This window comes from Arthrobacter sp. 01N442, assembly GCF_056399345.1.
This window is the reverse complement of sequence record NZ_JBFTRD010000004.1, coordinates 301,347-324,671: the sequence shown is the minus strand read 5'-3', so window position 1 is coordinate 324,671 and position 23,325 is coordinate 301,347. Positions and strand designations below refer to the sequence as shown.

Sequence of the window (23,325 nt, the reverse complement as noted above, 5' to 3'; positions counted from 1 at the left end):
CCGGCCGGCGCCGTCCCGCTCGACTACTGCTGTCATACGACTTACCGCCTCTAGATAGCTAGCTAACAATGTAGCTAGCCTATCTAGTTTTTTAGCTTTGTCCAGCCAGCGCCAACAGCGGGTGCCCGGCGTCGACCTGATCCACGGCGTCCCGCATCTTGAGGAGGAAGTCCGTCACCGCTTCGGCCATCTCCGGGCTCAAAGATTCGGCGACCTCAATCATGCGCTCGTGCATCTGGCTCAGCGTTTGCCGCACTTCCTCGTCTGCGCCCGGAGTCGGGCGCAGGATGATGGCGCGGCGGTCCACCGGGTGCGGTTCACGGGTAACGTAGCCACCCTTGACCATCCGGTCGACCAGGGCCGTCATGGAGGCCGAGGTCATGCCAAGGCGGCTGGCTAGCTCCTTGGGCCGGATGCCGGCGCCTGCCCTTTCGGCCTCCAGCAGATAGCGGAGGGCCAGCAGGTCAGTCTCGCCCATCGCCATGGACGACCTGGTCCGACGGCGCATTGCGGTTTCCGAGGCACGGTATTCCCGAAGCGCATTCAAGACCCCGACCGCCGAGGCGCGGCGGTCCTGTTCCGGGGGGTACCAATAGCCTTCGCCGGTACCATGAGCGTTCATCGCAGATTCCTTCGATGGCCTAGTTGTACGACTGTCTAAGCAATCATAGGCCACCGGTCAGGGAATCAGCGCCCGCCCTCGAGTTTGCGGCTGCGCTGTTCCTGCGCCATGGGCCCGTACGGGTAGACGCCGACGCGCGGCTCGCTCACCTCGGTCAGCCGGGTGGCTTCCGCCTCGGTAAGCACCAGGTCCGCCGCTGCCAGGTTGTCCGCGAGCTGTTCGGTGTTCCGCGCGCCCAGGATTACCGAGGTGACCGCAGGACGGTCGGCCAGCCACGCCAGTGCCACCTGGGACGGGCTTACCCCGTGCCGCTCGGCCGTTTCCTGCACCGCGGTAATGACATCCCAGGTGCGCGGGTCGCTGTTGCGGGCCTCCCACGCCTCCATCCCGCGCTTCGGGTTCTCACCGAGCCGGGTGGCGCCGGCGGGCGGCTGGTCGCGCGTGTACTTGCCGGACAGCCAGCCGCCCCCCAGCGGCGACCAGGGCAGCAGCCCGATCCCGGCGTCGAGCGAGGCCGGGACGATTTCCGACTCGATTTCCCGGACCAGCAGGCTGTACTGCGGCTGCAGGGTCACCGGCGGGCTCCAGCCGTGGGCCTTGGCCACGTGGACGGCCTTGGTCAGCTGCCAGCCCAGGAAATTGGAGAAGCCGTAGTAGGCGATCTTGCCGCTGCTGACGGCGTCGTGCAGGAACCGGAGGGTCTCCTCCAGCGGAGTCACCGGATCCCAGGCGTGCAGCTGGTACAGGTCGATCTGCTCCACGCCGAGCCGGCGCAGCGAGTCATCCAGCGCCCGGACCAGGTGGCGGCGGGAGGTCCCGACATCGTTGGGTGCCTGGCCCATCGGGAAACGGCCCTTTGTGGCTACGACGGCCCGGTCCCGGACCTCCGCCCGGTCGGCCAGCCAGCGGCCGATGATCTCCTCCGACACCCCCGAGCTGTAGACGTCGGCGGTATCAATGAAGTTGCCGCCGGCCTCGAAGTAGGCGTCCAGGATGGCATGGGACTGCTCCTCGGTGGCCTCGGCGCCGAAGGTCATGGTGCCCAGCGCGTAGTTGGAGACAACGGCGCCGCTGTTGCCCAGGGTGCGGTATTGCATGGAACTCCTTAGGTGTCGCTGGATTGGCCGGGGGCGCCTCAGTCTTCTGTGGGCGTCGTCCGGTTTGAGTGGTAGTTTCGCCAGCTGTGCTCCGGGGCGTAGCCGAGGAGCCGTTTGGCCTTGTCGATCGAGAGCATCGTCTCGTGCTCGCCGAGCTCCTTGACCACCTTGACGTTGGGGAACACCTCGGCGGCCAGCTCGCTGCTGGGCCGGCTCATCACGGTGTCCTCGTTGGCGATGATGAAGGCCTCGAAGCCCGGCTTGCCGTGCTCCAGCGCCCGCGCCACGGCCTGTGCGCCGTCGCGTCCGTCAATGTAGCCCCAGAGGTTCCATTTGCGAAGCCGGGCATCGGCGTCGAAGGACGGGAACTCCTCGTAGTCCTCCACGTCCATGACGTTGGAGAACCGCAGGCCGGTAATGCTCAGCGTCGGGTCCCAGCGGGTCAGCTGGATCGCCATCTGCTCTTCGAGGTGCTTGACCAGCGAGTAGGTGCTCTCCGGCCTGGCCGGGTATTCCTCGTCCACCGGGATGTAGGGCGGGTCGACGTCGAACGGCAGCCCCAGCACCGTCTCGCTGGAGGCGTAGACAATCCTTTTGATGCCGGCCCGTCGGGCGGCCTGGAACACGTTGTAGGTGGCCTGCATGTTGTTCTCGAAGGTTGCGGCGTCGGGAGCGAGGCCCGGGGCCGGGATGGCGGCCAGGTGCACGATCGCGTCGAAACCCTCGTGACGGTCGTCGAGGCCGAGGATGACGTCGACCACCTGGCCGTAGTTGCGCAGGTCCACCTGGGTGAAGCCGGGGTCGCGCTCGCCGGCCTGGTCCAGGTTGGTGACCTGGTGGCCGTCGTTGCTGAGCCTGCGGACCACATGCCTGCCGAGCTTTCCGCTTCCTCCGGTAACTGCAATTCTCATCAGGGTCTCCTCCGTGGTCGGGGCGGCTGCCGTACCCCACCCTAGAACGGACGGCGCCCAGGTGCACCCCGCGGCCCGCCGGGGCACGGGCCGCGGCGGTGACCTTTGGCCCTAGGCACTGCCGGGGTGACCGGGCAGGGTGGGTGCCATGAGCGGAGATCAGCGGATAGTCGTGGGCGTGGACGGCTCCGAGTTTTCGACGACGGCCCTCCGGCTCGCCGGACGCATGGCCACCAGTCTGGACGCCCCGCTGGACGTCATCACGTGCCTGGGCACCTCGGATTTCTTCCTCGCATCGCACCTGCCGGAGGAACGCACCGCATCGCCAAGCGAACTCGAGGAGACAGCCAAGCGCCTGGTGGAACAGTCGCTGGAACGGGCCTTCGGCGACTCCCGCCCGGAGCACCTAACCCGGCAGATCAAGTTCGGGCCGCCGGCCAAGGTGCTGATCGATGAGAGCAAGGATGCACAGCTGCTCGTTGTCGGGCGGCGCGGCCAAGGCGGCTTCCTCGCCCAGGTCATGGGCTCGGTCAGTGGCGCCTGCGCGGCCCACGCCCATTGCCCGGTACTGGTGGTTGGCCAGGAGGCCGGCGAAGGCCAGCCGGCCAAATGAACGCTGGCCGCACGGCGCAGTCGGCGGCCCGCTTGCCTGCCGGGCTGAAGGGGCCACTCGCGGCGCTGGCTGCCGCGGCGGCGGCCGCAGGCTACGTCCTCGCTGTACGGCCGAGGCTGCTGCGCTGGGGAGCGACCGCCCAGGAAGCGGCAGGCCCCTTGTCGGGCGATGAACTGGTGACCACCCCGCGCCTCCAAAGCACCCGGGCCGTTAACATCGCCGCGCCGCCCGCCGTCGTGTGGCCGTGGCTCGTCCAGCTGGGGTCCGGCCGCGGCGGAATGTACAGTTACGACGCCTTGGAGAACGCGGTGGGGCTGGGCATGCACAGTGCTGATCGGATCCTGCCGGAGTTTCAACAGCTCGACGTCGGAGCCACCATTCCGCTCTCCCCCGGCGGTGGCCTCACGGTCCGGCGGCTCGAACCCGGCGCGGTACTGGCCCTGGGCGGCACCCTGGACCCGCGCACCGGACGCGCCGCTCGACGCACCGCCGGGCACGCCGCAGCGGAGGTGCGCAGTGTGGCCGCCCCGCGGGTGGAGACCGGCTGGACCTTCGTGCTGCAGCCCCTCGGCGCCAGAAGCACCCGGCTGCTCTTACGGACCCGCCATGACTATTCCCCGCTGCCCTTGGGCATCCTGCTGCGGGTGCTGCTGGAACCTGTGCACTTCCTGATGGAGCGCCGGATGCTGCTGGGGATCCGCGCCCGCGTGGAGCGCCGGCGCCCCCGCGGGCGCCGCCCGGGAGGTACGAGGTGAGTCCGGCAAAAACCAGCATCATCGCGGGCATTGTCCTGATGGCGGTCGGCTTGCTGCTACTGCTCGATCTGCTCGGCATCGTCCGCAGCCTCGCCTATCTGCCGCCGTTGATCTTCGTTGCCGTCGGAGTGCTGTTCCTGTCCCTCTTCCTGCGCCGCCGGGAGAACTGGTGGGCGGCAATCCCCGGCTCGGTGTTCCTGGGCCTGGCCGCGGTCGTCACCGCCACGCAACTCACGGAAGGCCCCGCGGGCGGGGCGCTGTTGTTCCTGTTTATGGCTGCCGGATTCGGCGCGGTCTATCTGCGCGAACGGGCCAATTGGTGGGCCCTGATCCCCTGCGGGGTGATGACCACGCTGGCCGTCATCGTGGTCCTCCCTCCGGAGCTGCAGGGTCCGCCCGTGGCTGCCGTCCTGTTCCTCGGCCTGGCGGCTACCTTTGGCCTGCTTTCCCTTGTCCCGGTCCGGACTGCGGAGCACACCGGCCGGATGAGGTGGCCCCTGGTTCCGGCTGCCGCCCTGGCCGTGCTGGGGGTGGTGTTCACTCTGCAGGCGGCGGCACTGCTCCTCGCGATCGACGTCGTCCTCCCGGCGGCCATGATCCTGGCCGGAATCGGCCTGCTGGTCTACGCCTACCGAGCCCGGCACAACGCGCAGCACAAGGCTCACGGCGCCTAAGGACTCCTCCTCGCAACCTCATTTCGCCACTGTGGCCTCACTGTGGCCGCATTCGGGCCGCACCGCTAAGATAATCAGCATGCTTATTAAGCGTCCAGAGTTAGCGAAACTAGGGAAGGCAGAACCATGAGCACCTATCACCCGGAAAATGACCCGGCCAATCCCGATCCGCCAAAACCGGGCGGCGGCTCGGCGCGTCCGCAGCACGTGCCTGGTGCCGCGCCGGGCGGCGACCGCGCGGACGACCCCGGTGCCTCGGCGAACCCGGATCCGCTGGACGGCAAGATCACCGGGCTGGAGCCCGGCGGAGGAGTTCCTCCCGGAGAGACACCGCCGGCGGAGGACCAAATGAGCCGCGACCAGGGACACAGCGAGTAACCCACCCGGGGAAAGTGCGTTCCCGCACGGCCGCAGGACCGGCGACGGGACTGGCGACGGGACTGGCGCCGGAACGGAACGCCGTTGCTGCCCGGGGCTAGGCTTCCGACGCCAGCTGGGACAGTGCGGCGCGGAGGCGGGTGCCGGCGTCGTCCGCCACCTCGCGGACCGCGGCCGTGTCGCTGAGCTGCACCATGGTCTGCGGGTCGATCACATCCACCGTGGTATCGGCAGCGCCCGGGCCGCGCCGGACCACCACGTTGCACGGCAGCAGGGCGCCCATTTCCGGCTCGGCCGCCAGCGCCCGGCTCGCCAGCTGCGGGTTGCAGGCCCCGAGGATCACGTAGTCACCCAAGGCCTGCGCGGCGTCCTCCCCGAGCTTGGCGGCGAAGGTGTCGCGGACGTTGATCTCGGAAAGGATCCCGAAGCCTTGGGCCGCCAGCGCGGCACGGATCTTCTCGACGGTGTCCGCCCAGCCCAGCGGGACGACGGCGGTAAAGGTGTAGCTCACGGCTCACTCCTGGCGGGTCGGTTCGGTCACGGGGAGAAGATACTTGGCGAACCAGTCCCTGGCAAGGATGGCTGCCGCGGCCAGCGTTCCGGGCTCCTCAAACAGGTGCGTGGCACCCTGGACCACGGCCAGCTGGTTGGGACACCGCATCATGGCCTTCGCCTTGCGGTTGAGCTCCAGCACCTCGTAGTCGAAGCTGCCCACGATCAGCAGCGTCGGCGCACGGACGGCGGAGAGCCTCGGGCCGGCGAGGTCCGGGCGGCCGCCGCGGGACACGACGGCGGCAACCCGGGCGGAGGGTTCGGACGCTGACCACAGCGCGGCGCCCGCACCGGTGCTCGCTCCGAAATATCCGACGGCGCAGGAGGCGGTGTCCTCGCGGGTGGCGAGCCAGTCGGTGGCCGACGACAGCCGGCGCGCCAGCAGTTCGATGTCGAAGACGTTGGCGCGGTTGCGCTCCTCCCCCGGGGTGAGCAGGTCCAGCAGCAGGGTGCCCAGCCCGGCCCGTTGGAGCAAACTCGCCACGAATCGGTTCCGCGGGCTGTGCCGGCTGCTGCCGCTCCCGTGGGCGAAAACGACCACGGCCCGGGCGGGGACAGGCAGGTGCAGATGGCCCTGGAGTCGGACCCCCCGTGACGGGATCTCCACCTCTTCATCGAATTCCACCGGGTCTTCGGAGACCGCCGCCGTTGTCCCGGCCGGCCGGGGCGAATCCTTGAGGCGCCGGGCCGCGGAGTCGAGCAGCTGGATCACCTCGTCGTCCTCGGTGGGAGAGAAGTCGCGGTAGTGGTAGCCGACGGCGGAGAAGTGCCGGGGGGTGGCCAGGCAGACCACCTCATCCGGCTCGCTCAGGGTGGCCAGGGTGTCGGCGGGCGCAACGGGCACGGCCAGGATCACACGCGCGGCGCCCAGCTTGCGCGCGATCCGGCAGGCCACCCGGGCGGTGGATCCGGTGGCGATCCCGTCGTCGACAATCACAGCGATGCGTCCGGTCAGGTCCTGGCGCGTGCGGCCCTTCCGGAACCGCGCCACCCGGTTCTCCAGCAAGGCCCGCTCGTGGTCCTCGACGGCCTGCAGTTCCTGCTCGCCCACCCTTGCCTGGGCCAGCACGTGCTCCTCAAGCACCCTGGCTCCGCCCTCGCCGATTGCCCCCATGGCAAGCTCGGGCTGGTACGGCAATCCGAGTTTCCGCACCACAATCACGTCCAGCGGCGCGTCCAGGGCGGCGGCCACCTCAAAGGCAACCGGGACTCCGCCGCGGGGCAGGCCGAGGACCACGATGTCCTTGCCACGCAAATCCGCCAAACGCCGCCCCAGTTGCCGCCCGGCGTCAACCCTGTCTTCAAAGATGCTCATTGTCTTGGCTTTCCATTCGGGCGCCGGCCGCAGGGCTCATCCGGCCGCTTTCCGCGGGCCGGGCATCGGTCCAGGTTGGCCGTTTCATCCCACTATCCGTCAGGACTAACCCGGATGTGAGGGCCCTTGTACCCGGTTTCGTTTGCGCCGGGCAGGACTCCCCCGCCGCGGTGCCAGCGGGGCCCTACGTGCGTGCCGGGTGGCCGGTTCCGTGGTGCTGAAGCGTGCGGCACGGCGGGCCACATGGTGGTCCTTGCCCCGACGCCGGACCCTTGGCAGCACCGGCGCGGCGGGCTGTTGGGCCGCCCGGGAGAAGAACCACTGCTTGGCCAGTTCCACCAGCACCAGGTACACCACAGTCATGCCCAGCAGGGCCAGGAAGAACGGAACCGGCAGCGGATCGAAGCCCAGGACTCCGGCGAGCGGGGACAGCGGGAGGTAGACGCCCAGGGCCACCACGCCCAGCGACGCACCGATCAGTCCGGGCGACGGCCGGCTGCGCAGGAAGGGCACCCGGCGGGTCCGGATGGCAAAAATGATCAGCGTCTGGGTCGCAATCGACTCGATGAACCAGCCGGCGCGGAACTCCCCGGGGACGGCGTCGAAGACGAACAGCATCAGGGCGAAGGTCGCGAAGTCGAACACCGAACTGATGGGGCCGAAGAGGAACATGAAGCGCCGGATGAACGCGATGTTCCAGTGAGCCGGTGCCAGCAGTTGCTCCTTGTCCACCCGGTCCCCCGGAATCGCGAGCTGGCCGGTGTCGTAGAGCAGGTTGTTGAGCAGGATCTGCCCCGGCAGCATCGGCAGGAAGCTCAGCACCACGGACGCCGTTGCGGCGCTGAACATGTTCCCGAAGTTGCTGGAGGTGCCCATCAGCACGTATTTGATGGTGTTCGCAAAGATCCGCCGGCCCTCCATCACGCCGTCGGCCAGCACGCCGAGGTCCTTATCCAGCAGCACGACGTCGGCAGCGTCCTTGGCGACGTCGGTGGCACTGTCCACGGAGATGCCGATGTCGGCTTTGTGCAGCGCCAGCGCATCGTTGACGCCGTCGCCCATGAACCCGACCGCGCCGCCGCTCTGGCGCAACAGCCGGATGATCCGGGCTTTCTGCTCGGGCGAGACGCGGGCGAAGATGCTGGCCTCGCGGGCAGCCGCGCTCAGCTCCGGATCGGACATGGCCTCTGCCTCGGCGCCGGTAATGGTCCCGCCGGAGAGCACGCCCAGTTCGTCACAGACCCGCTCGGCCACCTTGGCGTTGTCCCCGGTGGCGATCTTTACCGTGATGCCCAGCGCTTCCAGCCGGTCCAGGGACTCCCGCGCGTTCGCCTTGGGCCGGTCGAGGAAGACCAGGAAGCCTGCCAGGACCAGCTCCTTTTCGTCGGCCGGGGACATGTCCTCGAGCCCGGCTGCGTCACGGGTGGCGACAGCCACCACCCGTGAACCGGCGTCGAATTGTTCGTCCAGCAGGGCCTGCACCTTGGCGGACGTCGGGCCGCAGAGTGCCAGGACATCCTCCGGCGAGCCCTTGGTGATGATCCGGGCGGGGCCGCCGGCGTCGCGGACCAGCACGCTGGTGCGCCGGCGCTGGTGGTCAAAATCGATCACATCGAGCCGTTCATAGCGCAAGGGATCGAACGCCGCGGCCTGCGGGGACTGCCAGAGCGCGGCGTCCAGCGGGTTCTGCCCGACGACGGAGCGCTTCGCCTCCGCGTAGTCCGCCTCGGTGGCGAGCAGGCCGAGGCTGAACAAGTCCTGCACTGACATGCCGGCCGCCACCGGGAGGGCTGCCGTGAAGCTGATCCGGCCCTCCGTCAGGGTTCCGGTCTTGTCCGTGACCAGGATGTCCATGTCGCCGAGGTCCTCGATGCAGACCAGCCGCTTGACCAGCACCTTGCGTTTGGCCAATTGGCGGGTGCCGGTGGCCAGGCTCGTGCTGACGACGGCGGGCAGCAGCTGCGGGGTGATCCCCACGGCGATGGCGAGGGAAAACAGCAGCGACTCGATCACCGGCCGTTGCAGGAGCAGGTTGGCGATGAAGATGAGCGAGGTGAGCGCGATCGCCACCTGCAGCAGCAGGAAGGAGAACCGCTTGAGCCCGAGTTGGAATTCGGTCTGCGGCTGCCGTTCGCCCAGGCCGAGCGCTATCCGGCCGAATTCCGCCCGGCCGCCGGTTGCCACCACCACCCCGGTGCAGCTGCCGGACTGGATGACCGTTCCCATGAAGAGACAGGACGACAGGTCCCCCAGCGCGGCGGCTCCCGCTACCGGCGCGGGGTCCTTGGCTACCGGCAGCGACTCCCCGGTCAGGATGCTTTCGTCGCAGAGCAGGTCCTTGACCGCCAGTAGGCGCAGGTCGGCCGGGATGATCGCCCCCAGGCCCAGCTGCACGACGTCGCCGGGCACCAGGGCGGTCACGTCCACCTCCCGGGCGGTCCCGCCGCGGAGTACGACGGCGGTATGCGTGACCCGCGAATGCAGCGCCTCCGCAGCCCGTTCCGCGCGGAATTCGTTGCTGAAGCCCAGGCCCACGCTGACGAAAAGAATCACGCCGATGACGACCGAATTGGTCGCGTCCCCCAGGAACAGCGAGAGCCCGGCGGTGACGAGCAGCAGGATCAGGATGGGGCTGCGGAATTGCCGGCCCAACACCGACCAGCCGCTCGCCTCGTGGCTGCGGACCGCATTCGGCCCCAGCACGGCAAGCCGCTGCGCCGCTTCCTGTTCCGCCAGGCCGCCCGCCGATGATCCCAGCATGGCGAGCACCGCCGCGGCCTCGGTTCGGGCGGCGTCGGCAATGGTAAGCGGCGGGGAGGCGGACTCCCTGGTTTCGAGCTGTGACATACAGAATCCGTCCGACTACCTCGAGGTACCGCTAAGACTACGTCGGCAGCCCCCCGGAGTCATTTGCCTCCCGGGAGGCTTCCGGCAGGCTTCCGGTCCGGCCGTGCTGCTCGGGCGGGGTACGTCAGAAGTTCCAACCAATGCCGGGACTATATGGCCGCAAAGTCCTGTATATAATTTGTCCCGGTACGGTTTAGCAGAAGGCCGTTGGATAGTTCTTCGATCCGGCTCCGCTCCCGCTACCACCGCCCTAGTTCGCTGCTGTGGTGCGTTCCGCCTCGCCGGTTCGATTCGACCCGAGCGAAACGGCATCAAGGAATAGTGGTAAGCGAGTCAACCGCAACATCGATCAACCAGCACCTGCAACAGCTCGTGTTGAACAGCGCCGACGTGGAGGAATTCCTCGGCGAACTGGCCCGGGTCTCGGCGCGCAGCCTCTCCGAGCCCGGCGACGAAGTCCTGTGTGGAATCACGTTGCTCCGGCAGCGGAAGGCCGCCACGGTGGCCAGCAGCAGCGCCGCCGCGCAGGCGATGGATGAAATCCAGTACGGCTTCGGCGACGGCCCGTGCGTGACGGCCTCGCGCGAACAGGAAACGGTCTACATTGCCGACCTGGATGAGGACGCGCGCTGGCCGCAGTGCGCCGCGAGGGTCCGGGAGCACGGGATGCGTTCGATCCTCGCTGTGCCGTTCCTCCTCGATGGCGAAACCCGGGCCGCGCTGAACCTGTACTCGCACCGGAGCCACCGCTTCGACAAGCGCGCCCAGGAACTGGCGAGCATCTTCGTGCGGCAGACGACCATGGCCCTGGGCTTGGCGGTGCGTTTCGCACATTTCAGCGACACGGCGGACAACCTCAAGGCGACGCTGGAGACGCGCACCGCGATCGACGTCGCGGTCGGAATCATCATGGCGCAGAACCGCTGCAGCCAGGCCGAAGCCTTTGAGCTACTCAAGACCGCGTCGAGCACCCGCAACGTCAAATTGCACGCCGTGGCCTCCGCAATCGTAGACGGCCTGGGCCAGGGCCCAACCCGGACCCACTTCCAGGACTAGCTGCCCTGGCCGGTGGCCGCGGCGCGGGCGGGTGCGTCCGCTTCCGCCAGCACGGTGCGGATCGTCTCCTCCTGGGCAAGGATCCGGAAGTGGCCTCCTGTGTCCAGCTGGACGTTCCGCGCTCCGGGAAGCACGCTGCCCTCCGGGATATGCGGGTCGAAGAGTCCGAAGACGGAGGTGATGCGCTCGTTGACGCCCTGCTCGCGGGACAGCTGCACGGTGACGGCGTTGCGCGGCGACAAGGCCCGCAGGCTGGGCAGGAGCATGTAGCCCGCGTACCGTGAGCCCGAGAACGGGGAGCACACGGCCACCATCCGGCTGATGCGCTGCTCCGGCTCCAGCGTCATCATCGCGTACTTGCCGATCAGCCCGCCCTTGCTGTGAGCCACGATCATCGTGTCCGTGAGGTCTCTTTCGCGGAGGTAGCCTGCAATAAGGTCCGCCGCCTTCGGTACCGCGAGCCGGTTGCGCTGCAGTACGGTCACCACGTGCACCGGATGGCCGGCCCGGTGCAGCTCCCGGATCAGCGGCAGCATGAAGCGCCAATCTTCGAAGATGCCGGGGATCACGACGACGGGCCGGCCCGTGCCGCTGAGGAACTCGTCCGGGCTGACCCGGGATACCGCGCTGCGCAACTGCCTGCCGACGGCGTAGGCATAGTCCCGGGCCCACCAGCCGGCGATCTGGAGAGCCGTGCTCACGCAGCAAACCCCTGCGATGCTTCTCCTTCAGCGGCGGCGATGCCGGCGAAGGAGAGGATGGATCCGGCAACCTCGACGGCGCGGTTGTGCTGGACCACGTGTCCGGTTCCCTCGATCTCGACGTACTGCCCGGCGCCCGCCCGTTCGGCCAGCCTGCGGCACCACGCCGGCGGGGCAACGGGGTCGTTTGCGCCGCGCATCACGAGGATGGGGGCGGCGGCGTCGGCGATTCTCTCTTCGATCCGGTAGTCCATCATGACCCGGAGGTTCTTGAGGTACCAGCTGGGTCCGCAGCGCAGATAGTCGGTGAACACCAGGGCGTTGGAGGACGGGCTCTCGAAAAACAGGCAGTCGCGGCCGAGCGCCATTGCCTGTTGCGCCACGGTGCACCGCTGGTCGTTGACCACGGGGCCCATCAGCACCACGTGCGGGATCCGCGAGGGCTGTTGCCGCGCGGCTTCGACTGCGAACTGGGTGCCCATCGAGTGGCCGACAACCACGAACTCGAGCACGCCGAGCTGCTCCAGGGCGCCGAGGACGTAGGTGGCCTGGTCCTCAACGCTGAGTGTGCGGGGCGGCCTGGGCGTGGCGCCGAACCCGGGCAAATCCACTGAGTAGGTGTCAACGGTCCGCGCCAGCAACCCGTGCAGCCGGCGCAGGTAGCGGTGCGAGGCGCCGATCCCGTGGATGAGCACGACGGCGGGCCCTCCGCTTGCCGTACCGGCCGGCCGCGGGGAGGCGAAGACATGCCCCACATGGCCGGCGGCCTCAACCTCGATGCGCACGGGCCTGCTCATAGTGGGTCTCGTTTCTGTCAGCGCCTCGGGTCAGCGTTCCGTAAGCATACTGACAGACGCTGGGCGGAGGCCGTGAAGCTGGGGCTCCCCCGGTCAGAGCCCGAGCAGAGTTGCGGCCACGGCGATGAGCGGCAGGATGCCTTGCCGCAGGGCAGCGGGCCGCTTATCGGGGTTGGAGACAAACAGGACCAAAGCGGCGGCCGCCATCGACCCCGTGCCAGCCAGAACGAGCGCAGTGCCGATCCCGGTTCCGGTCCCGGAGGCGATGACAAATCCAATGCCGGCTCCGGTCACGAGGGCGAGGAACAGATTGTAGAAACCCTGGTTGAACGCCAGTGCCCGCGTGGTTTCGACCTCGGCTGCGGTGGCCGGGCCGAAGACACGCCGGGCCGCCGGGCCGTCCCAGGCCAGCGACTCCATCCAGAAGATCACGACGTGGAGCGCGGCAGCCAGGCCCGCGAACACCATTCCAAGCACCAGCATGAGACCCCTATCGACGACTACTGCCTAGTATGGCCGATCATCGTCGGCACGGCGGACGGTCCACGCGGCGGGGAGCCAACAGGACTAGCCAGCGGCCGGCCCGAGCGGTTCCTGGATATCAGCTGGCGCCCCGGCCGGTTCCTTGAGCTCGACGAAGATCGCGTGTGTCTCGGTGTCGCCGGTGTTTTCCCCGGAGTGGGATTGCGCCGCCAGCCAGCGGGAAGCGCCCGCGGGAAGTTCGACGTCGACCTCCCGGCCGTTGCCGGAGAGCCGACGCCGGAAGCTGCTGAGCGTGATCATGACACTGTCCGGGTGCGAATGCTCGACCGTTCTATCACCCGGCCGGTCAAGGTACTCCAGCACGCGCACCCGTTCGTTTTCGAATACCACCCGATACAAGGAGGGGTTGGTCACCACCGGATCCTGGCCCATGGCGTGACTCTAGTCCGCCCGGGACCCCGGCACCAGAGCGGGCTAGCCCGCCTGTACGCCGGCGCGGCGCCCCCTGTAACTTGGGGGAACAGCCGGGATGGAATTCCCTCGCAGGCCAGCATCGGAGGAACGCATGAGCAGCAAGCCGATCGAACCCGAAGACATTGTGAGCGACGGGGTGGAAGAAAGCGGGAAGCCGGTTCCGCGCGAAAGCGACAGCGCCACTGGGACAGGGACGCCGGCGGGCGGTGCCGGAGGCCAGGAATCGGAAGGGCGGGCACCCGGGCAGGCCGACTCGCACAAGGTGCCGGGACCCGCCGAGGAACAGGACGAACAGGCGGCCGACGACCGCGGCCTCACTACCGACACCAGCCCGGACTAAACGCCCGGCGGCCAACGAAACGCCGGGCCGTCCCCTGCCTGGGGACGGCCCTGCTACTGACGCTAGCTGGCGGCGGGCGCGATGTTGACGAGCCAGTCCACCCCAAACTTGTCCTTGCACATGCCGAAGGTGTCGCCCCACGGGGCCTTCTCCAGCGGGACGGTGACGTTGCCGCCGTCGGACAGCTTGTCCCAGTAGCCGCGCAGTTCAGCCTCGTCGGTGCCGCTGAGGGAAACCGAGAAGTTGTTCCCGGGGGTGTAGTCCATGCTGTTCGGGGTGTCGGCCCCCATCAGCACCAGATTATTTTCCCCGGTCAGCATGGCATGCATGATCTTGCCCTCCTCGGCAGGATCCTCGCTGGCCTGGAAATCGGCGAAGGTGCTCATGTTCAGCTCCCCGCCAAACACGGACTGGTAAAAAGTCATGGCCTCCCGCGCGTTGTCGCGGAAGCCGAGGTAGGGGTTAAGCGTGGTCATTTCCGGGACTCCTTGGTAGCGGGTGGTGCCGGCGCGGACGAAGGGCATCGCCCGCGCCGGCGCAGCTTACAGGCATATCCTGCCCGAAAGCGGGCCCACTTCATAGGGCCGCCCCGCCGCTTCGGGAACACCCCCGGCGGCGGGCGACGGCGGCCGCCTAGGCGGTCTGGCCGGCGTGCTCCCCTTCGGCGATTTCTTCCAGCAGCTTGTTGTTGAATGCCGGCAGATCATCCGGGTTGCGGCTGGTTACGAGGCCCTGATCGACCACGACTTCCTCATCCGTCCAGTTGGCGCCGGCATTCTTAAGGTCCGTCTCCAGCGTGTAGTAGGAGGTCAGGTTCCTCCCGTTCACCACGCCGGCGTCGATCAGCAGCCAGGGCCCGTGGCAGATCGAGGCCACCGGCTTGTGCTGTTCGAAGAAGCCGCGGGCGAAGGCCTGGGCGCCCTTGTCGGCGCGCAGATGGTCGGCGTTCACGACGCCGCCGGGGATCACGAGGGCGTGGAAGTCCGAGGCATTGGCCTGGTCGACGGTCAGCTCGACGTCGAAGGTCTCACCCTTGTCCGTGCCGTCGTAGCCCTGCAGTTTGCCGCCCTTGAGCGCCACCAGGGTGGGCTCACCGCCGGCTTCCTTGACCGCGTTCCACGGGCTGGTGAGCTCGATCTGCTCCACGCCGTCCGTCAGCAGGAATGCGACCTTCTTGCCCGCAATATTGTGTTCCGACATGTGTCCTCCTCTAGCCAGCGCGAGGGTCCAGAAGCCGTTCGGCCGATCATGTCCCACGCGGAGAGATTGGTGCCTTACGCAATCAACTCTAGGAAACCGGAAAATAATAAGCAAGCTGACTATGTGCGGGCCGGGCGGCCTCTGGTCAGGGCGCGCGCCCGTGATTACGCTGGCGGGTACGCACAGCCCCAGGACCGCAGGAAGTAGGACACCATGGACGAACGGGACATCCTCCAGCGCATTACCGCCCTTGTGGACGAGGAACGGGAGCTCCGGGAACAAGCCGAGTCCGCGAGCGCCGAGCACGACCACGTCCCGGACCGGCTTCGGCTAAGGCAGCTCGAAGAGGACCTGGACCAGTGCTGGGACCTGTTGCGGCAGCGACGCGCCAAGCGCCAGTACGGCGAGAACCCGGACGAGGCGGAAGCGCGGCCCATCACGCAGGTGGAGGGCTATAACGGCTAGGCCGCCGCGCGCCACCACCGGGATGCGAAGCCGCACCCCGGCGGCGACCCGCCGTCTTACTGGTTTTCAGGCGCTCTTCCGGCGCAGGAAAGCCCCGACGCGCCACGCGAACTCTTCCGGATCCACCACGGGTCCCACCGGCAGCTCGCGGGCAGGCTGGGACAGCGGCGCGAGGCCGGTGTCCACGGCGGCTTTGGCGGCCCGAAGCGATGACGCGGAGAGTCCCTGCCAGACCGCGAGGAGGTCCCGAAGACCGGCCTCGGCGCCGTCGTCGTCCACGCGCGAGCTGACCAGCCCCATGGCGTGCGCTTCGCGCGCCCGCAGCAGCGTCCCGCGGTAAAGCAGGTCCTTGGTGCGGGACGGGCCAATCCGCAGGCTCAACCGGTTCGCGAAGGACGGCGGCACCAGGATTCCGAGCCGTGCGATCGGCATGCCAATGAGGGCCGAGTCGGCCATCAGCTGCAGATCGCACGACAGGGCCAACTGGCAGCCTGCCCCGGTTGCTGCGCCTTCGACGAGGGCCACGGTCGGCATCGGCAGGTCCTCGACCTGCTGCAGCGCCCATTCGATCGTGGCGAAGATTTCCCGCACGTCCCCGGCGTCGGAATGTTCCCATTCGCGCAGGTCCGAGCCCGAGCAGAAGGTGCTGCCCCTGCCGCGGATGACGACGGCGCCCACATCCCGGCCGGCCAGGGACCGTGCGGCCTCCCCCAAGGATTCCCAGCCGGCCGCTCCCATCGCGTTGAAGCGCTCTCCCGTGCCGACCGTGATGGTGGCCACCGACCCGGAGCATTCGACGGCGACCGCTTCCATCGTCTGCTGTCCCCCTGTCACTGGACCGCGCCGGAGCGCCGGAGCTCGGCGATGGAGGGCTCGTCCATGCCGAGGCCGGCCAGGACGTCGTCGGTGTGCTGGCCCAGCAATGGCGGCGCTGTGCGCACCGACGCCGGGGTGCGCGTCAGGCGAACCGGGCAGCCCACCACTTTCATCGGCCCGGCCGTGGGGTGCTCGAGCTCGGCCACCATGCCCCGGGCCAGGACCTGCGGGTCGGCCAGGGCCTCGTCCACCGTCTGGATCGGCCCGACCGGCACGCCCGCCTCATCCAATGTCCGCACCCAATGATCGGTACTGCGGGTGCGCAGGACCGCCTCGATCCGTGCAACCAGGACTTCCCGGTGCGCCACCCGCGAGGGGTTGGTGGCGTAAAGCGGGTCTCCTGCCAGTTCTTCGTCCCCGAGGACCGCGGCGAAGCGTCGCCAGAGACCGTCGTTGCCGACGGCGACCATCACGAAGCCGTCCGAGGTGGGGAACGCCTGGTAGGGAGCGATCGTCGGGTGGGCCGAGCCGTAGCGTTTGGGGATGTCCCCGCTGGCGAAGTATCCGCTGGAGACATACGTCAGCCACGAAACCGATCCGTCGAGCAGGCTGATGTCCACCCACTGGCCGTTTCCGGTGCGCTGTTTCTCATGCAGGGCGGCGAGCACCCCGATGGTCGCCCACATGCCGGCGACGAGGTCGGCACTGCTGACGCCGACGCGCACGGGCGGGCCGTCGGGCTCGCCGGTGACGCTCATGATGCCGCTGCGCGCCTGGGCGATCGCGTCGTAGCCCGGGCGGAGGGCGTCGGGGCCGGTCTGGCCGTACCCGCTGATCGAGGCGTAGACCAGCCCGGGGTTGTCTCGGGCGAGCTCCTCGTATCCGAGGCCGAGCCGGGCGGCCGTGCCCGGCCGGAAATTTTCGACCAGTACGTCGGCCTTCAGGGCAAGGCGCCGGACCGCAGCCAGGCCTTCCGGCGACTTGAGGTCGACGGCCAGGCTGCGCTTGTTCCGGTTCACGGAGAGGAAGTACGCGGCTTCCTCACCCTGGAACGGCGGCCCCCACTGGCGTGTGTCGTCACCCTGGCCGGGCTGTTCGATCTTGACCACGTCGGCCCCGAGGTCCGCCAGCGTCATGGTGGCGAAGGGCCCGGACAGGATCCGGCTCAGGTCCAGGACCAGGAGATCCTTCAGCGGGCCCGGCTGGTCCGCCGGCTGCGGGGCAGCCAGCGGTCCGGCGTCGGCCGTCTGCTCGGGGGCGGTGTCCACGTGCGTGATGCTCATACCGTCGCTTCCGTCTTGGCCGGGTGGCTGCCTTCAAAGCGGTGCGCCGCCTTCGGCAGGAAGATCAGCGCCAGCATCGCGATGACGCAGCACGCAATGATGTAGAGCGCGATCGCGGTGGAGTTGCCGTACTGGGCCAGCAGCGCGGCGGCGATCAGCGGCGCAGGGCCGCCGGCTACGACGCTGGCCAACTGGTAGCCCAGGCCGGCGCCGGTGTAGCGGATGTCGGCGTCGAAGCTCTCTGCGATGAGGGCCGCCTGCGGACCGTACTGGATGTCGTGCAGGATCAGGCTGACGACGATCGCCACGCCCACGATGAAGGGCTCCCGCGTGTCCAGCAAGGCAAAGTAGGGGAACGCGAACAGGGCCGTGAGCACGATGCCCACCCCGTATACGCGGCGCCGTCCGAACCGGTCGGAGAGCCAGCCGAAGAACGGCACGCTGACCAGGCCCAGCGCGGCCGCGATCAGCGTGTCGTCGAGGATGGAGTTGCTGCTCAGCTGCAGGTGCTTGACCGCGTAAGTGATCACGAAGGTGATGAACAGGTAGAACGGCGCCTGTTCGGACATGCGGACCAGCGCCGAGAGCAGGATCTCCTTCGGCTGCCGCTTGATGACTTCAATCAGCGGGTTGCGGACGATCTTGTTGGACTTGCGGACGGCCTCGAACTCGGGGCTCTCGATCACCCGCAGGCGGACGAACAGGCCGACGCCGATCAGCAGGATGCTGATGATGAACGGGATACGCCAGCCGAAGGACGCAAAGCCTTCGGTGCCCGTGATGCCGGAGGTGATCCGCACGACGCCGGTCGAGAGGACCAGGCCCAGCGGCACACCGATCTGCGGCCAGCTGGCGGAGAATCCCCGGCGGCCTTGGTGGCCCCATTCCATGCTCAGCAGAACCGAGCCGCCCCATTCGCCGCCGACGCCGATGCCCTGGATGATCCGCAGCAAGGTGAGCAGGATCGGCGCGGCGACGCCGATGGCCTGGTAGGTGGGCAGGAAACCGATCAGCACGGTGCCGAAGGCCATCAGGAACAGGGTGACCATCAGCGTGGTCTTGCGGCCGATGCGGTCGCCGTAATGGCCGAAGATCGCAGCGCCGACGGGGCGGGCCACGAAGCCCACGAACTGGGTGCCGAACGCGGCCAGCACCCCGGCGAATGCCGACTGGCCGGGGAAGAACAGCTGTGGGAAGACCAGGGCGGCGGCGGTGCCGTATAGGAAAAAGTCGTACCACTCGATGGTGGTACCGACGACGCTGGCAACGGTCGCGCGGCGTGCCGCCTGCTCCCGGGTCACTGCTTGGGTTGTCATCATCACTCCGTTGTATTGACGTTGAGGCCATGGGCCCCTTGGGATTTTGCCGTGGTGGTGCGGTGGAACGTCAGGCGGGAACCGCTGCTTCGGCGCGCACGGCGCCCGCCAGCAAGCGCCCGGCGCCGCGGATGGCCGGCGGGTGGCCCAGCGCCTTGAGAATCTCGTAGGTGGTGGCGGTCGCGGCCGTGATGACAGGCAGGCCCAGCGCATCCTCGACCGTCTGCACGGATGCCAGCGACGGCATCTGCACACAGGCGGAGAGGACGACGGCGTCCACCCCGTCCGTGTTGAGCCGGCGCACGATGCCCGGCAGCGCGAGCGGATCGAGCCTGCCCACTGCCAGGTTGTCCGCCACCGAGAGGCCGATCACGTCCTGCACGGTGATTCCCGCGCCCTCGATGTAGTCGCTGACCGTTCTGGTCAGTTCCGGCAGGTACGGCGTCACCATGGCCACCCGGCGCGCCCCCATGTCCCGGAGGGTCCGCACCAGGGCGCCGGCGCTGCTGGTCACCGCCGCCGGATGCCCGTTAGCCTCGGCCGCCTTCGCAATGACCTCCTCGGAGCCGTCGTGGGCGCCGGGGCCCTGGGCCATCACCGCGACCAGGCAGGCATAGGCGATGACGTCGACGTCGGCGTCGGAGACGGAAGTGGCACAGTCCGCGGCCTTCGCCACCATGGCGGCGAGCTCGGCCGGTGTCACATTCTTCAGGGCGGCCCGGGCCGAGTGGAAGGTGTAGCGGTGGCCCGTCGCCTCGCCCTGCCGGCGGAACAGCTCAGGAAGTTCAGTTTCCATCGTGGTGTTCGAGCTGGGAACGATCAGCCCGATCCGGGACGAGCCGGCCGCCGCTCGCGACGAACCGGGATGCTCCGTTCCGGGGTGCTCAGTTCCGGGATGCTCCGTGCCCGACGTTGTGCTCACAGACTGCTTCTCCAAGTCGTTGAAAGAATGGATCATGACCCACATTGTGAGTGCGGAACCCATCCTGCGGGAAATGTTAGTCTGATGTCAATAGGCTTGGACGGCCCCCGACGGGCGCTCGACGCAGCAAACGGACGGCAGGATCCGCCCCGATCAAAGGAAAAGAGCGCGTTGGCAAAAGAACAGGGCACCGGATCGACCCCGCTGCTCGTCCTGGGCAAGGTCACCGAAATCCTCAACTGTTTCTCGCTGGAGGAACCGGACCCCACCTTGGCGCAGATTGCGCGCCAGACGGGACTGCCCACCAGCACCTGCCAGCGGCTCGTGCAGAACATGGTCCGCGAGGGGTTCCTGGACCGCGACGGCGACCGCTACCGGATCGGCCTGCGCCTGGTCCAGTGGGCCAGCCCGGGGACGTTCGGGCTGGACATCGTCCGCATCGTGCGCCCGATCTTGCAGCAGCTCCGGGACGAGACCGGCGAAACGGCCTGTCTTTACATCCGGGACGGAGCGTTCCGCACGGTCGTCGCCGTCGCCGAGACGCGCCACGTAGTGATGCGCCCGTTCCGCGTGGGACAGGTCATGCCAATCCATGCCGGGGCGCCGGGCAAGATCTTCCTCGCTTTTGACCCGGGGGCGCGCGAAGCGCTCACCGGCATGGAGCTGACGAGGTTTACCCCGAACACGCCCGCCAGCTGGGAAGTCCTGGACGAGCAGGTCGAGCAGGCGCGCGCGCAGGGCTTCTATGCAGCCTTCGGTGAGCGCAACAGCGACGTCGGCTCTATCAGCGCACCGGTCTTTGACCACACCGGCGAGCTCGCCGGCGTCCTCGGGGTCGGCTTCCCCACGCAGCGGGTGACCGTGGCCGACGTCGATCGCCTGGGTCCCGCCGTGTCGGAGGCGGCCAGATCCGCCTCCGTTGCCTTGGGGCACCATTTCGCCTCGGCGCCCCCCAAGGCCGGACGCTCCCGCCGGCCCGCAGCACGCTGACGCCCCGGAAACCGCCCGTCGCCTTCCGAGGTCCGCCAGGCCGGCCGGCTGACAGCGGCGCGAGCGTCCGCCGCCGTCGTCGTCCTTTCGCTTCCCCGGCCGGCGGTCCATGCTGGTGCCATGCAGATCGCATTCCTGGGCGACGTCATGCTCGGCCGGCTGGTCAACGATCGGTTGAAGACCGCCGCCCCTGCCTATCCCTGGGGTGACACCTTGCCGGTGTTGCGGAGGGCGGATCTAAGGATCGCCAACCTCGAATGCGTGCTTGCCGACGGCGGAAGTCCCGAGCCCGGCAAGGTCTTCACCTTCCGCAGCGACCTGAAGAACGTGCGCAGCCTGGTCTCTGCCCAGATCGATCTGGTGTCGTTGGCCAATAACCATGTCCTCGACTACGGACCGGAGGCGCTGCGGGAAATGCTCCCCGCCCTGGACCGGCACGGGATCCTGCATGCGGGTGCGGGCACGGACCTCGCCTCAGCACTGCGGCCGGCCATTCTCAGGGCGGCCTCCACCGCCGTCGGGTTCGTGGCGTTTACCGATAACCAGCCGGACTGGGAGGCGGCGCCCGGCTCCCCGGGCGTGTACTACGTCCCCGTTACAGACCGCGGCGAACGGACCGGGGAACGGGCAGGTGAGCGGGCCGGGGAGCTGCTGGGCTTGCTGGAGCGGACCAAGGCTCGGGTCCAACTCCTCGTCGTTTCGGCGCACTGGGGCGGAAACTGGGGCTCCGATGTCCCTCCCGAGCACCGCGCGCTTGCGCGGCGGATGGTCGACGCGGGCGCCGACGTCGTGTTCGGGCATTCGCCACACATCTTCCGCGGCGTCGAGGTGTACCGGGGCCGGCCGATCATCTACGGCGCGGGCGACTTTGTTGATGACTACGCGGTGGACCCCGAGGAGCGCAACGACCTTTCCTTCATCTTCCTGCTTGAGGCCGACGGCGGAACGCCCATTCGGCTGCGCCTGTTTCCCACCGTCATCGCCGACTTCCAGGCCCGGCTGGCAGTCCGGAACGCCCGCGCCATAGCCGGCCGGATGTCCCGGCTGTGCTTGGAGCTGGGCACCTCAAGCACCTGGAATGCCGGCGAACGGTGCCTGGAGACCCCGCTGGCGTAGCCGACGATGCCGCCGGAACCCGGGCTCGAAGTCCGATTGCCCCTGATTTTTCCGCGCTGCAAGGCCTACGATATGCACGGGGGGCACTCGAAAAGCACCATGCTTACTGGGAGGCCACGATGTTTAACACTGTCCGCAAGCTTTTCCCGCACGTGCGAAAAACATTCGTGGATCCCGGCTGGCGCCGGCCCCGGAACGGCGCCGCCGCTCCCCCGCCGGACAGCACCCGGCGCTTCGTGGGCGGGCTGGCCGCCCTCGCGCTGGCTACGGGCGCATTGGCTACGGGCGGGAGCCTTGCAGCCGCCGCGCCGTCGTCCGCAGCCGAGCCGGCACAGAGCTACATCGTCGTACTCAAGGACGGCGCCGGCGATGCCGGGGCCGTGGCCGCGGCGCAACAGGCCAAGTTCGGTTTCAGCGGATCCAACGTCTACCGAAGTGCGGTGAGCGGCTACTCCGGCACCATGACCGCCAGCCAGGCCAGGAGCCTCGCCGCCGATCCCAGCGTCGATTTCGTCACGCTCGGCCGTCACTTCGAGGAACCCGAAGAGCCCGCCAAACCCAACACCGAGATCGCCCCGCTGTGGTGGCAGCGGATCGGCGGCGATCCGGAAGCCGCCAAGGACGCCGTACGCGCCGGCGCCGGCAATGACGATGGCTCGGCCGTCAACGTGGCAGTCATCGACAGCGGGATCGACGGCAAGCACCCGGACCTGAACGTCAAGGGAGGCATCGACTGCACCTCCGGCAAACCTGTCGAAGTGACGCCCATCGACGTTCTTGGCCACGGCACGTCGGTGGCGGGCGTCATCGGCGCCCGGAACAACGGCTCCGGCATCATCGGCGTAGCACCGGGCACCCCGCTCTGGTCGGTCCGGGTGGTCTCCAACAACGGTTCCATCACCGAGGAGAGCCTGATCTGCGCCATTGACTGGGTGACCTCAACCCACAGGGACGACAACGAGGACAACGACATCGCCGTCGCCAACATCAGCATCGGCGGCCCGGGTTCGGACACCGCCAATTGCGGCAAGGGCACCGACCCCATGCACTACGCGATCTGCCGCTCGGTCAGGGCCGGCGTGACGTACGCCGTCGCGGCCGGAAACTCGGCCGCTGACCTCGCCGGAACGGTCCCCGCGGCCTACCACGAGGTGCTGACCGCGACCGCCATGGCGGACTTTGACGGGAAACCCGACGGCCGAGCTGCAAGCCTTTGCGGCCGCGATGACTGGCGCCCCATCGGCCAGCGGGACGACTACCCTGCCTTCTTCTCGAACTTTGCCGTCAGCGCGAGGGACAGGGAGCACACGGTGGCGGCGCCGGGCGTGTGCGTTCTGTCCACCGTGCCCGGCGGGTACGGCATAAACCACGGCACCAGCTTCGCCAGCCCGGCTGTGGCCGGCGCGGTGGCCCTGTGCATTGACCAGGGAGCCTGCCAGGGGTCCGGCGCGGAGGTCAGCCGGCAGTTCCTGGACACCGCCGAGTCATACAACAACCGGCACCCTGACTTTGGGTTCGTCGGGGATCCGCTCCGCCCGGCCGGTGCCAAGTACTACGGGTACCTGACGCAGATCACCCGGCTCTGAGGCCGCCCGTTTCGAC

Annotated in this window: 26 protein-coding genes; 10 read left to right on the top strand and 16 right to left on the bottom strand. The window is 68.4% G+C overall.

Annotation, left to right across the window (positions count from 1 at the left end):
- Positions 1-91: 91 nt before the first annotated feature.
- The 3 genes from AC1DNC_RS08910 to AC1DNC_RS08900 form a co-directional block, all read right to left on the bottom strand.
- Positions 92-622: a MarR family winged helix-turn-helix transcriptional regulator gene (locus tag AC1DNC_RS08910; protein ID WP_476862210.1), complete on the bottom strand. Its 531-nt coding sequence runs from the start codon at positions 620-622 to the stop codon at positions 92-94.
- A 65-nt stretch (positions 623-687) separates the two neighbouring features.
- Positions 688-1,719: an aldo/keto reductase gene (locus AC1DNC_RS08905; protein ID WP_476862209.1), complete on the bottom strand. Its 1,032-nt coding sequence runs from the start codon at positions 1,717-1,719 to the stop codon at positions 688-690.
- A 38-nt stretch (positions 1,720-1,757) separates the two neighbouring features.
- Positions 1,758-2,630, bottom strand: a complete 873-nt coding sequence (locus tag AC1DNC_RS08900) for an NAD-dependent epimerase/dehydratase family protein (RefSeq protein ID WP_476862208.1) — start codon at positions 2,628-2,630, stop codon at positions 1,758-1,760.
- 148 nt (positions 2,631-2,778) lie between these two features.
- Between AC1DNC_RS08900 and AC1DNC_RS08895 the strand changes: the two genes are divergently transcribed.
- The 4 genes from AC1DNC_RS08895 to AC1DNC_RS08880 all read left to right on the top strand — a co-directional run bounded on the left by AC1DNC_RS08895 (position 2,779) and on the right by AC1DNC_RS08880 (position 5,050).
- The gene (locus AC1DNC_RS08895) at positions 2,779-3,243 is read left to right on the top strand and encodes a universal stress protein (RefSeq protein ID WP_476862207.1); all 465 of its coding nucleotides are present in this window, start codon (positions 2,779-2,781) and stop codon (positions 3,241-3,243) included.
- Positions 3,240-3,998, top strand: coding sequence for an SRPBCC family protein (locus AC1DNC_RS08890; protein ID WP_476862206.1), 759 nt, complete (start codon positions 3,240-3,242; stop codon positions 3,996-3,998). The genes AC1DNC_RS08895 and AC1DNC_RS08890 overlap by 4 nt, the downstream gene beginning before the upstream one ends.
- Positions 3,995-4,672 carry a hypothetical protein gene (locus AC1DNC_RS08885; RefSeq protein ID WP_476862205.1) on the top strand — a complete coding sequence of 226 codons (678 nt, stop codon included), beginning with the start codon at positions 3,995-3,997 and terminating at the stop codon, positions 4,670-4,672. Before AC1DNC_RS08890 ends, AC1DNC_RS08885 begins: the two co-directional genes overlap by 4 nt.
- A gap of 126 nt (positions 4,673-4,798) precedes the next feature.
- On the top strand, positions 4,799-5,050 hold the full coding sequence (locus tag AC1DNC_RS08880) for a DUF6480 family protein (RefSeq protein ID WP_476862204.1): 252 nt from the start codon (positions 4,799-4,801) through the stop codon (positions 5,048-5,050).
- A 97-nt stretch (positions 5,051-5,147) separates the two neighbouring features.
- Here the strand turns inward: AC1DNC_RS08880 and AC1DNC_RS08875 are convergent, their stop codons facing one another.
- The 3 genes from AC1DNC_RS08875 to mgtA form a co-directional block, all read right to left on the bottom strand.
- Complete coding sequence (locus tag AC1DNC_RS08875) at positions 5,148-5,561, bottom strand: DUF302 domain-containing protein (protein WP_476862203.1); 414 nt, start codon at positions 5,559-5,561, stop codon at positions 5,148-5,150.
- Between the two features lie 3 nt (positions 5,562-5,564).
- Complete coding sequence (locus AC1DNC_RS08870) at positions 5,565-6,917, bottom strand: phosphoribosyltransferase family protein (protein WP_476862202.1); 1,353 nt, start codon at positions 6,915-6,917, stop codon at positions 5,565-5,567.
- A gap of 105 nt (positions 6,918-7,022) precedes the next feature.
- Positions 7,023-9,764 (bottom strand): magnesium-translocating P-type ATPase, encoded by a 2,742-nt coding sequence (gene mgtA / locus AC1DNC_RS08865; protein ID WP_476862201.1) that lies wholly within the window; start codon positions 9,762-9,764, stop codon positions 7,023-7,025.
- A gap of 321 nt (positions 9,765-10,085) precedes the next feature.
- On the opposite strand from mgtA, the gene AC1DNC_RS08860 reads away from it, so the two are divergent.
- Positions 10,086-10,820: a GAF and ANTAR domain-containing protein gene (locus AC1DNC_RS08860; protein ID WP_476862200.1), complete on the top strand. Its 735-nt coding sequence runs from the start codon at positions 10,086-10,088 to the stop codon at positions 10,818-10,820.
- Here the strand turns inward: AC1DNC_RS08860 and AC1DNC_RS08855 are convergent.
- The 4 genes from AC1DNC_RS08855 to AC1DNC_RS08840 all read right to left on the bottom strand — a co-directional run bounded on the left by AC1DNC_RS08855 (position 10,817) and on the right by AC1DNC_RS08840 (position 13,233).
- On the bottom strand, positions 10,817-11,521 hold the full coding sequence (locus AC1DNC_RS08855; RefSeq protein ID WP_476862199.1) for an esterase/lipase family protein: 705 nt from the start codon (positions 11,519-11,521) through the stop codon (positions 10,817-10,819). The two genes, AC1DNC_RS08860 and AC1DNC_RS08855, sit on opposite strands and share 4 nt — an antisense overlap.
- Positions 11,518-12,318, bottom strand: a complete 801-nt coding sequence (locus AC1DNC_RS08850) for an alpha/beta fold hydrolase (RefSeq protein WP_476862198.1) — start codon at positions 12,316-12,318, stop codon at positions 11,518-11,520. Before AC1DNC_RS08850 ends, AC1DNC_RS08855 begins: the two co-directional genes overlap by 4 nt.
- Positions 12,319-12,411: 93 nt before the next feature.
- Complete coding sequence (locus AC1DNC_RS08845) at positions 12,412-12,801, bottom strand: DUF1304 domain-containing protein (protein ID WP_476862197.1); 390 nt, start codon at positions 12,799-12,801, stop codon at positions 12,412-12,414.
- An 84-nt stretch (positions 12,802-12,885) separates the two neighbouring features.
- Positions 12,886-13,233: a cytoplasmic protein gene (locus AC1DNC_RS08840; protein WP_476862196.1), complete on the bottom strand. Its 348-nt coding sequence runs from the start codon at positions 13,231-13,233 to the stop codon at positions 12,886-12,888.
- A 133-nt stretch (positions 13,234-13,366) separates the two neighbouring features.
- Here AC1DNC_RS08840 and AC1DNC_RS08835 point away from each other — a divergent pair, with 133 nt between their 5' ends.
- Positions 13,367-13,615, top strand: a complete 249-nt coding sequence (locus AC1DNC_RS08835) for a hypothetical protein (protein ID WP_476862195.1) — start codon at positions 13,367-13,369, stop codon at positions 13,613-13,615.
- Between the two features lie 62 nt (positions 13,616-13,677).
- Here the strand turns inward: AC1DNC_RS08835 and AC1DNC_RS08830 are convergent, their stop codons facing one another.
- Complete coding sequence (locus tag AC1DNC_RS08830; RefSeq protein WP_476862194.1) at positions 13,678-14,091, bottom strand: VOC family protein; 414 nt, start codon at positions 14,089-14,091, stop codon at positions 13,678-13,680.
- 157 nt (positions 14,092-14,248) lie between these two features.
- Positions 14,249-14,815 (bottom strand): type 1 glutamine amidotransferase domain-containing protein, encoded by a 567-nt coding sequence (locus AC1DNC_RS08825; protein ID WP_476862193.1) that lies wholly within the window; start codon positions 14,813-14,815, stop codon positions 14,249-14,251.
- A 213-nt stretch (positions 14,816-15,028) separates the two neighbouring features.
- On the opposite strand from AC1DNC_RS08825, the gene AC1DNC_RS08820 reads away from it, so the two are divergent.
- Positions 15,029-15,280: a DUF2630 family protein gene (locus tag AC1DNC_RS08820; RefSeq protein WP_476862192.1), complete on the top strand. Its 252-nt coding sequence runs from the start codon at positions 15,029-15,031 to the stop codon at positions 15,278-15,280.
- A 66-nt stretch (positions 15,281-15,346) separates the two neighbouring features.
- Here the strand turns inward: AC1DNC_RS08820 and AC1DNC_RS08815 are convergent, their stop codons facing one another.
- The 4 genes from AC1DNC_RS08815 to AC1DNC_RS08800 form a co-directional block, all read right to left on the bottom strand.
- Positions 15,347-16,093, bottom strand: coding sequence for an enoyl-CoA hydratase/isomerase family protein (locus AC1DNC_RS08815; protein WP_476862191.1), 747 nt, complete (start codon positions 16,091-16,093; stop codon positions 15,347-15,349).
- Positions 16,094-16,110: 17 nt separating this feature from the next.
- Positions 16,111-17,379 carry a CaiB/BaiF CoA transferase family protein gene (locus AC1DNC_RS08810; RefSeq protein ID WP_476862190.1) on the bottom strand — a complete coding sequence of 423 codons (1,269 nt, stop codon included), beginning with the start codon at positions 17,377-17,379 and terminating at the stop codon, positions 16,111-16,113.
- Complete coding sequence (locus tag AC1DNC_RS08805) at positions 17,376-18,695, bottom strand: MFS transporter (protein WP_476862189.1); 1,320 nt, start codon at positions 18,693-18,695, stop codon at positions 17,376-17,378. The genes AC1DNC_RS08810 and AC1DNC_RS08805 overlap by 4 nt, the downstream gene beginning before the upstream one ends.
- A 70-nt stretch (positions 18,696-18,765) precedes the next feature.
- Positions 18,766-19,617: a maleate cis-trans isomerase family protein gene (locus tag AC1DNC_RS08800; protein WP_476862188.1), complete on the bottom strand. Its 852-nt coding sequence runs from the start codon at positions 19,615-19,617 to the stop codon at positions 18,766-18,768.
- Between the two features lie 171 nt (positions 19,618-19,788).
- Between AC1DNC_RS08800 and AC1DNC_RS08795 the strand changes: the two genes are divergently transcribed.
- The 3 genes from AC1DNC_RS08795 (at position 19,789) to AC1DNC_RS08785 (ending at position 23,309) form a co-directional block, all read left to right on the top strand.
- A complete protein-coding gene (locus tag AC1DNC_RS08795; protein ID WP_476862187.1) occupies positions 19,789-20,607 on the top strand; it encodes an IclR family transcriptional regulator in 819 nt (272 codons plus the stop codon).
- Between the two features lie 120 nt (positions 20,608-20,727).
- Entirely contained in the window at positions 20,728-21,723 is a 996-nt protein-coding gene (locus AC1DNC_RS08790) for a CapA family protein (protein WP_476862186.1), read from the top strand.
- A 119-nt stretch (positions 21,724-21,842) separates the two neighbouring features.
- The gene (locus tag AC1DNC_RS08785) at positions 21,843-23,309 is read left to right on the top strand and encodes a S8 family peptidase (RefSeq protein ID WP_476862185.1); all 1,467 of its coding nucleotides are present in this window, start codon (positions 21,843-21,845) and stop codon (positions 23,307-23,309) included.
- Positions 23,310-23,325: the final 16 nt, after the last annotated feature.

Bases quoted from the DNA above. Each gene is read 5' to 3' on its own strand.
- AC1DNC_RS08910 (WP_476862210.1), bottom strand. From the start codon at position 622: ATGAACGCTCATGGTACCGGCGAAGGCTATTGGTACCCCCCGGAACAG.
- AC1DNC_RS08905 (WP_476862209.1), bottom strand. From the start codon at position 1,719: ATGCAATACCGCACCCTGGGCAACAGCGGCGCCGTTGTCTCCAACTAC.
- AC1DNC_RS08900 (WP_476862208.1), bottom strand. From the start codon at position 2,630: ATGAGAATTGCAGTTACCGGAGGAAGCGGAAAGCTCGGCAGGCATGTG.
- AC1DNC_RS08895 (WP_476862207.1), top strand. From the start codon at position 2,779: ATGAGCGGAGATCAGCGGATAGTCGTGGGCGTGGACGGCTCCGAGTTT.
- AC1DNC_RS08890 (WP_476862206.1), top strand. From the start codon at position 3,240: ATGAACGCTGGCCGCACGGCGCAGTCGGCGGCCCGCTTGCCTGCCGGG.
- AC1DNC_RS08880 (WP_476862204.1), top strand. From the start codon at position 4,799: ATGAGCACCTATCACCCGGAAAATGACCCGGCCAATCCCGATCCGCCA.
- AC1DNC_RS08870 (WP_476862202.1), bottom strand. From the start codon at position 6,917: ATGAGCATCTTTGAAGACAGGGTTGACGCCGGGCGGCAACTGGGGCGG.
- mgtA (WP_476862201.1), bottom strand. From the start codon at position 9,764: ATGTCACAGCTCGAAACCAGGGAGTCCGCCTCCCCGCCGCTTACCATT.
- AC1DNC_RS08850 (WP_476862198.1), bottom strand. From the start codon at position 12,318: ATGAGCAGGCCCGTGCGCATCGAGGTTGAGGCCGCCGGCCATGTGGGG.
- AC1DNC_RS08845 (WP_476862197.1), bottom strand. From the start codon at position 12,801: ATGCTGGTGCTTGGAATGGTGTTCGCGGGCCTGGCTGCCGCGCTCCAC.
- AC1DNC_RS08840 (WP_476862196.1), bottom strand. From the start codon at position 13,233: ATGGGCCAGGATCCGGTGGTGACCAACCCCTCCTTGTATCGGGTGGTA.
- AC1DNC_RS08835 (WP_476862195.1), top strand. From the start codon at position 13,367: ATGAGCAGCAAGCCGATCGAACCCGAAGACATTGTGAGCGACGGGGTG.
- AC1DNC_RS08830 (WP_476862194.1), bottom strand. From the start codon at position 14,091: ATGACCACGCTTAACCCCTACCTCGGCTTCCGCGACAACGCGCGGGAG.
- AC1DNC_RS08825 (WP_476862193.1), bottom strand. From the start codon at position 14,815: ATGTCGGAACACAATATTGCGGGCAAGAAGGTCGCATTCCTGCTGACG.
- AC1DNC_RS08820 (WP_476862192.1), top strand. From the start codon at position 15,029: ATGGACGAACGGGACATCCTCCAGCGCATTACCGCCCTTGTGGACGAG.
- AC1DNC_RS08815 (WP_476862191.1), bottom strand. From the start codon at position 16,093: ATGGAAGCGGTCGCCGTCGAATGCTCCGGGTCGGTGGCCACCATCACG.
- AC1DNC_RS08810 (WP_476862190.1), bottom strand. From the start codon at position 17,379: ATGAGCATCACGCACGTGGACACCGCCCCCGAGCAGACGGCCGACGCC.
- AC1DNC_RS08805 (WP_476862189.1), bottom strand. From the start codon at position 18,695: ATGACAACCCAAGCAGTGACCCGGGAGCAGGCGGCACGCCGCGCGACC.
- AC1DNC_RS08790 (WP_476862186.1), top strand. From the start codon at position 20,728: ATGCAGATCGCATTCCTGGGCGACGTCATGCTCGGCCGGCTGGTCAAC.
- AC1DNC_RS08785 (WP_476862185.1), top strand. From the start codon at position 21,843: ATGTTTAACACTGTCCGCAAGCTTTTCCCGCACGTGCGAAAAACATTC.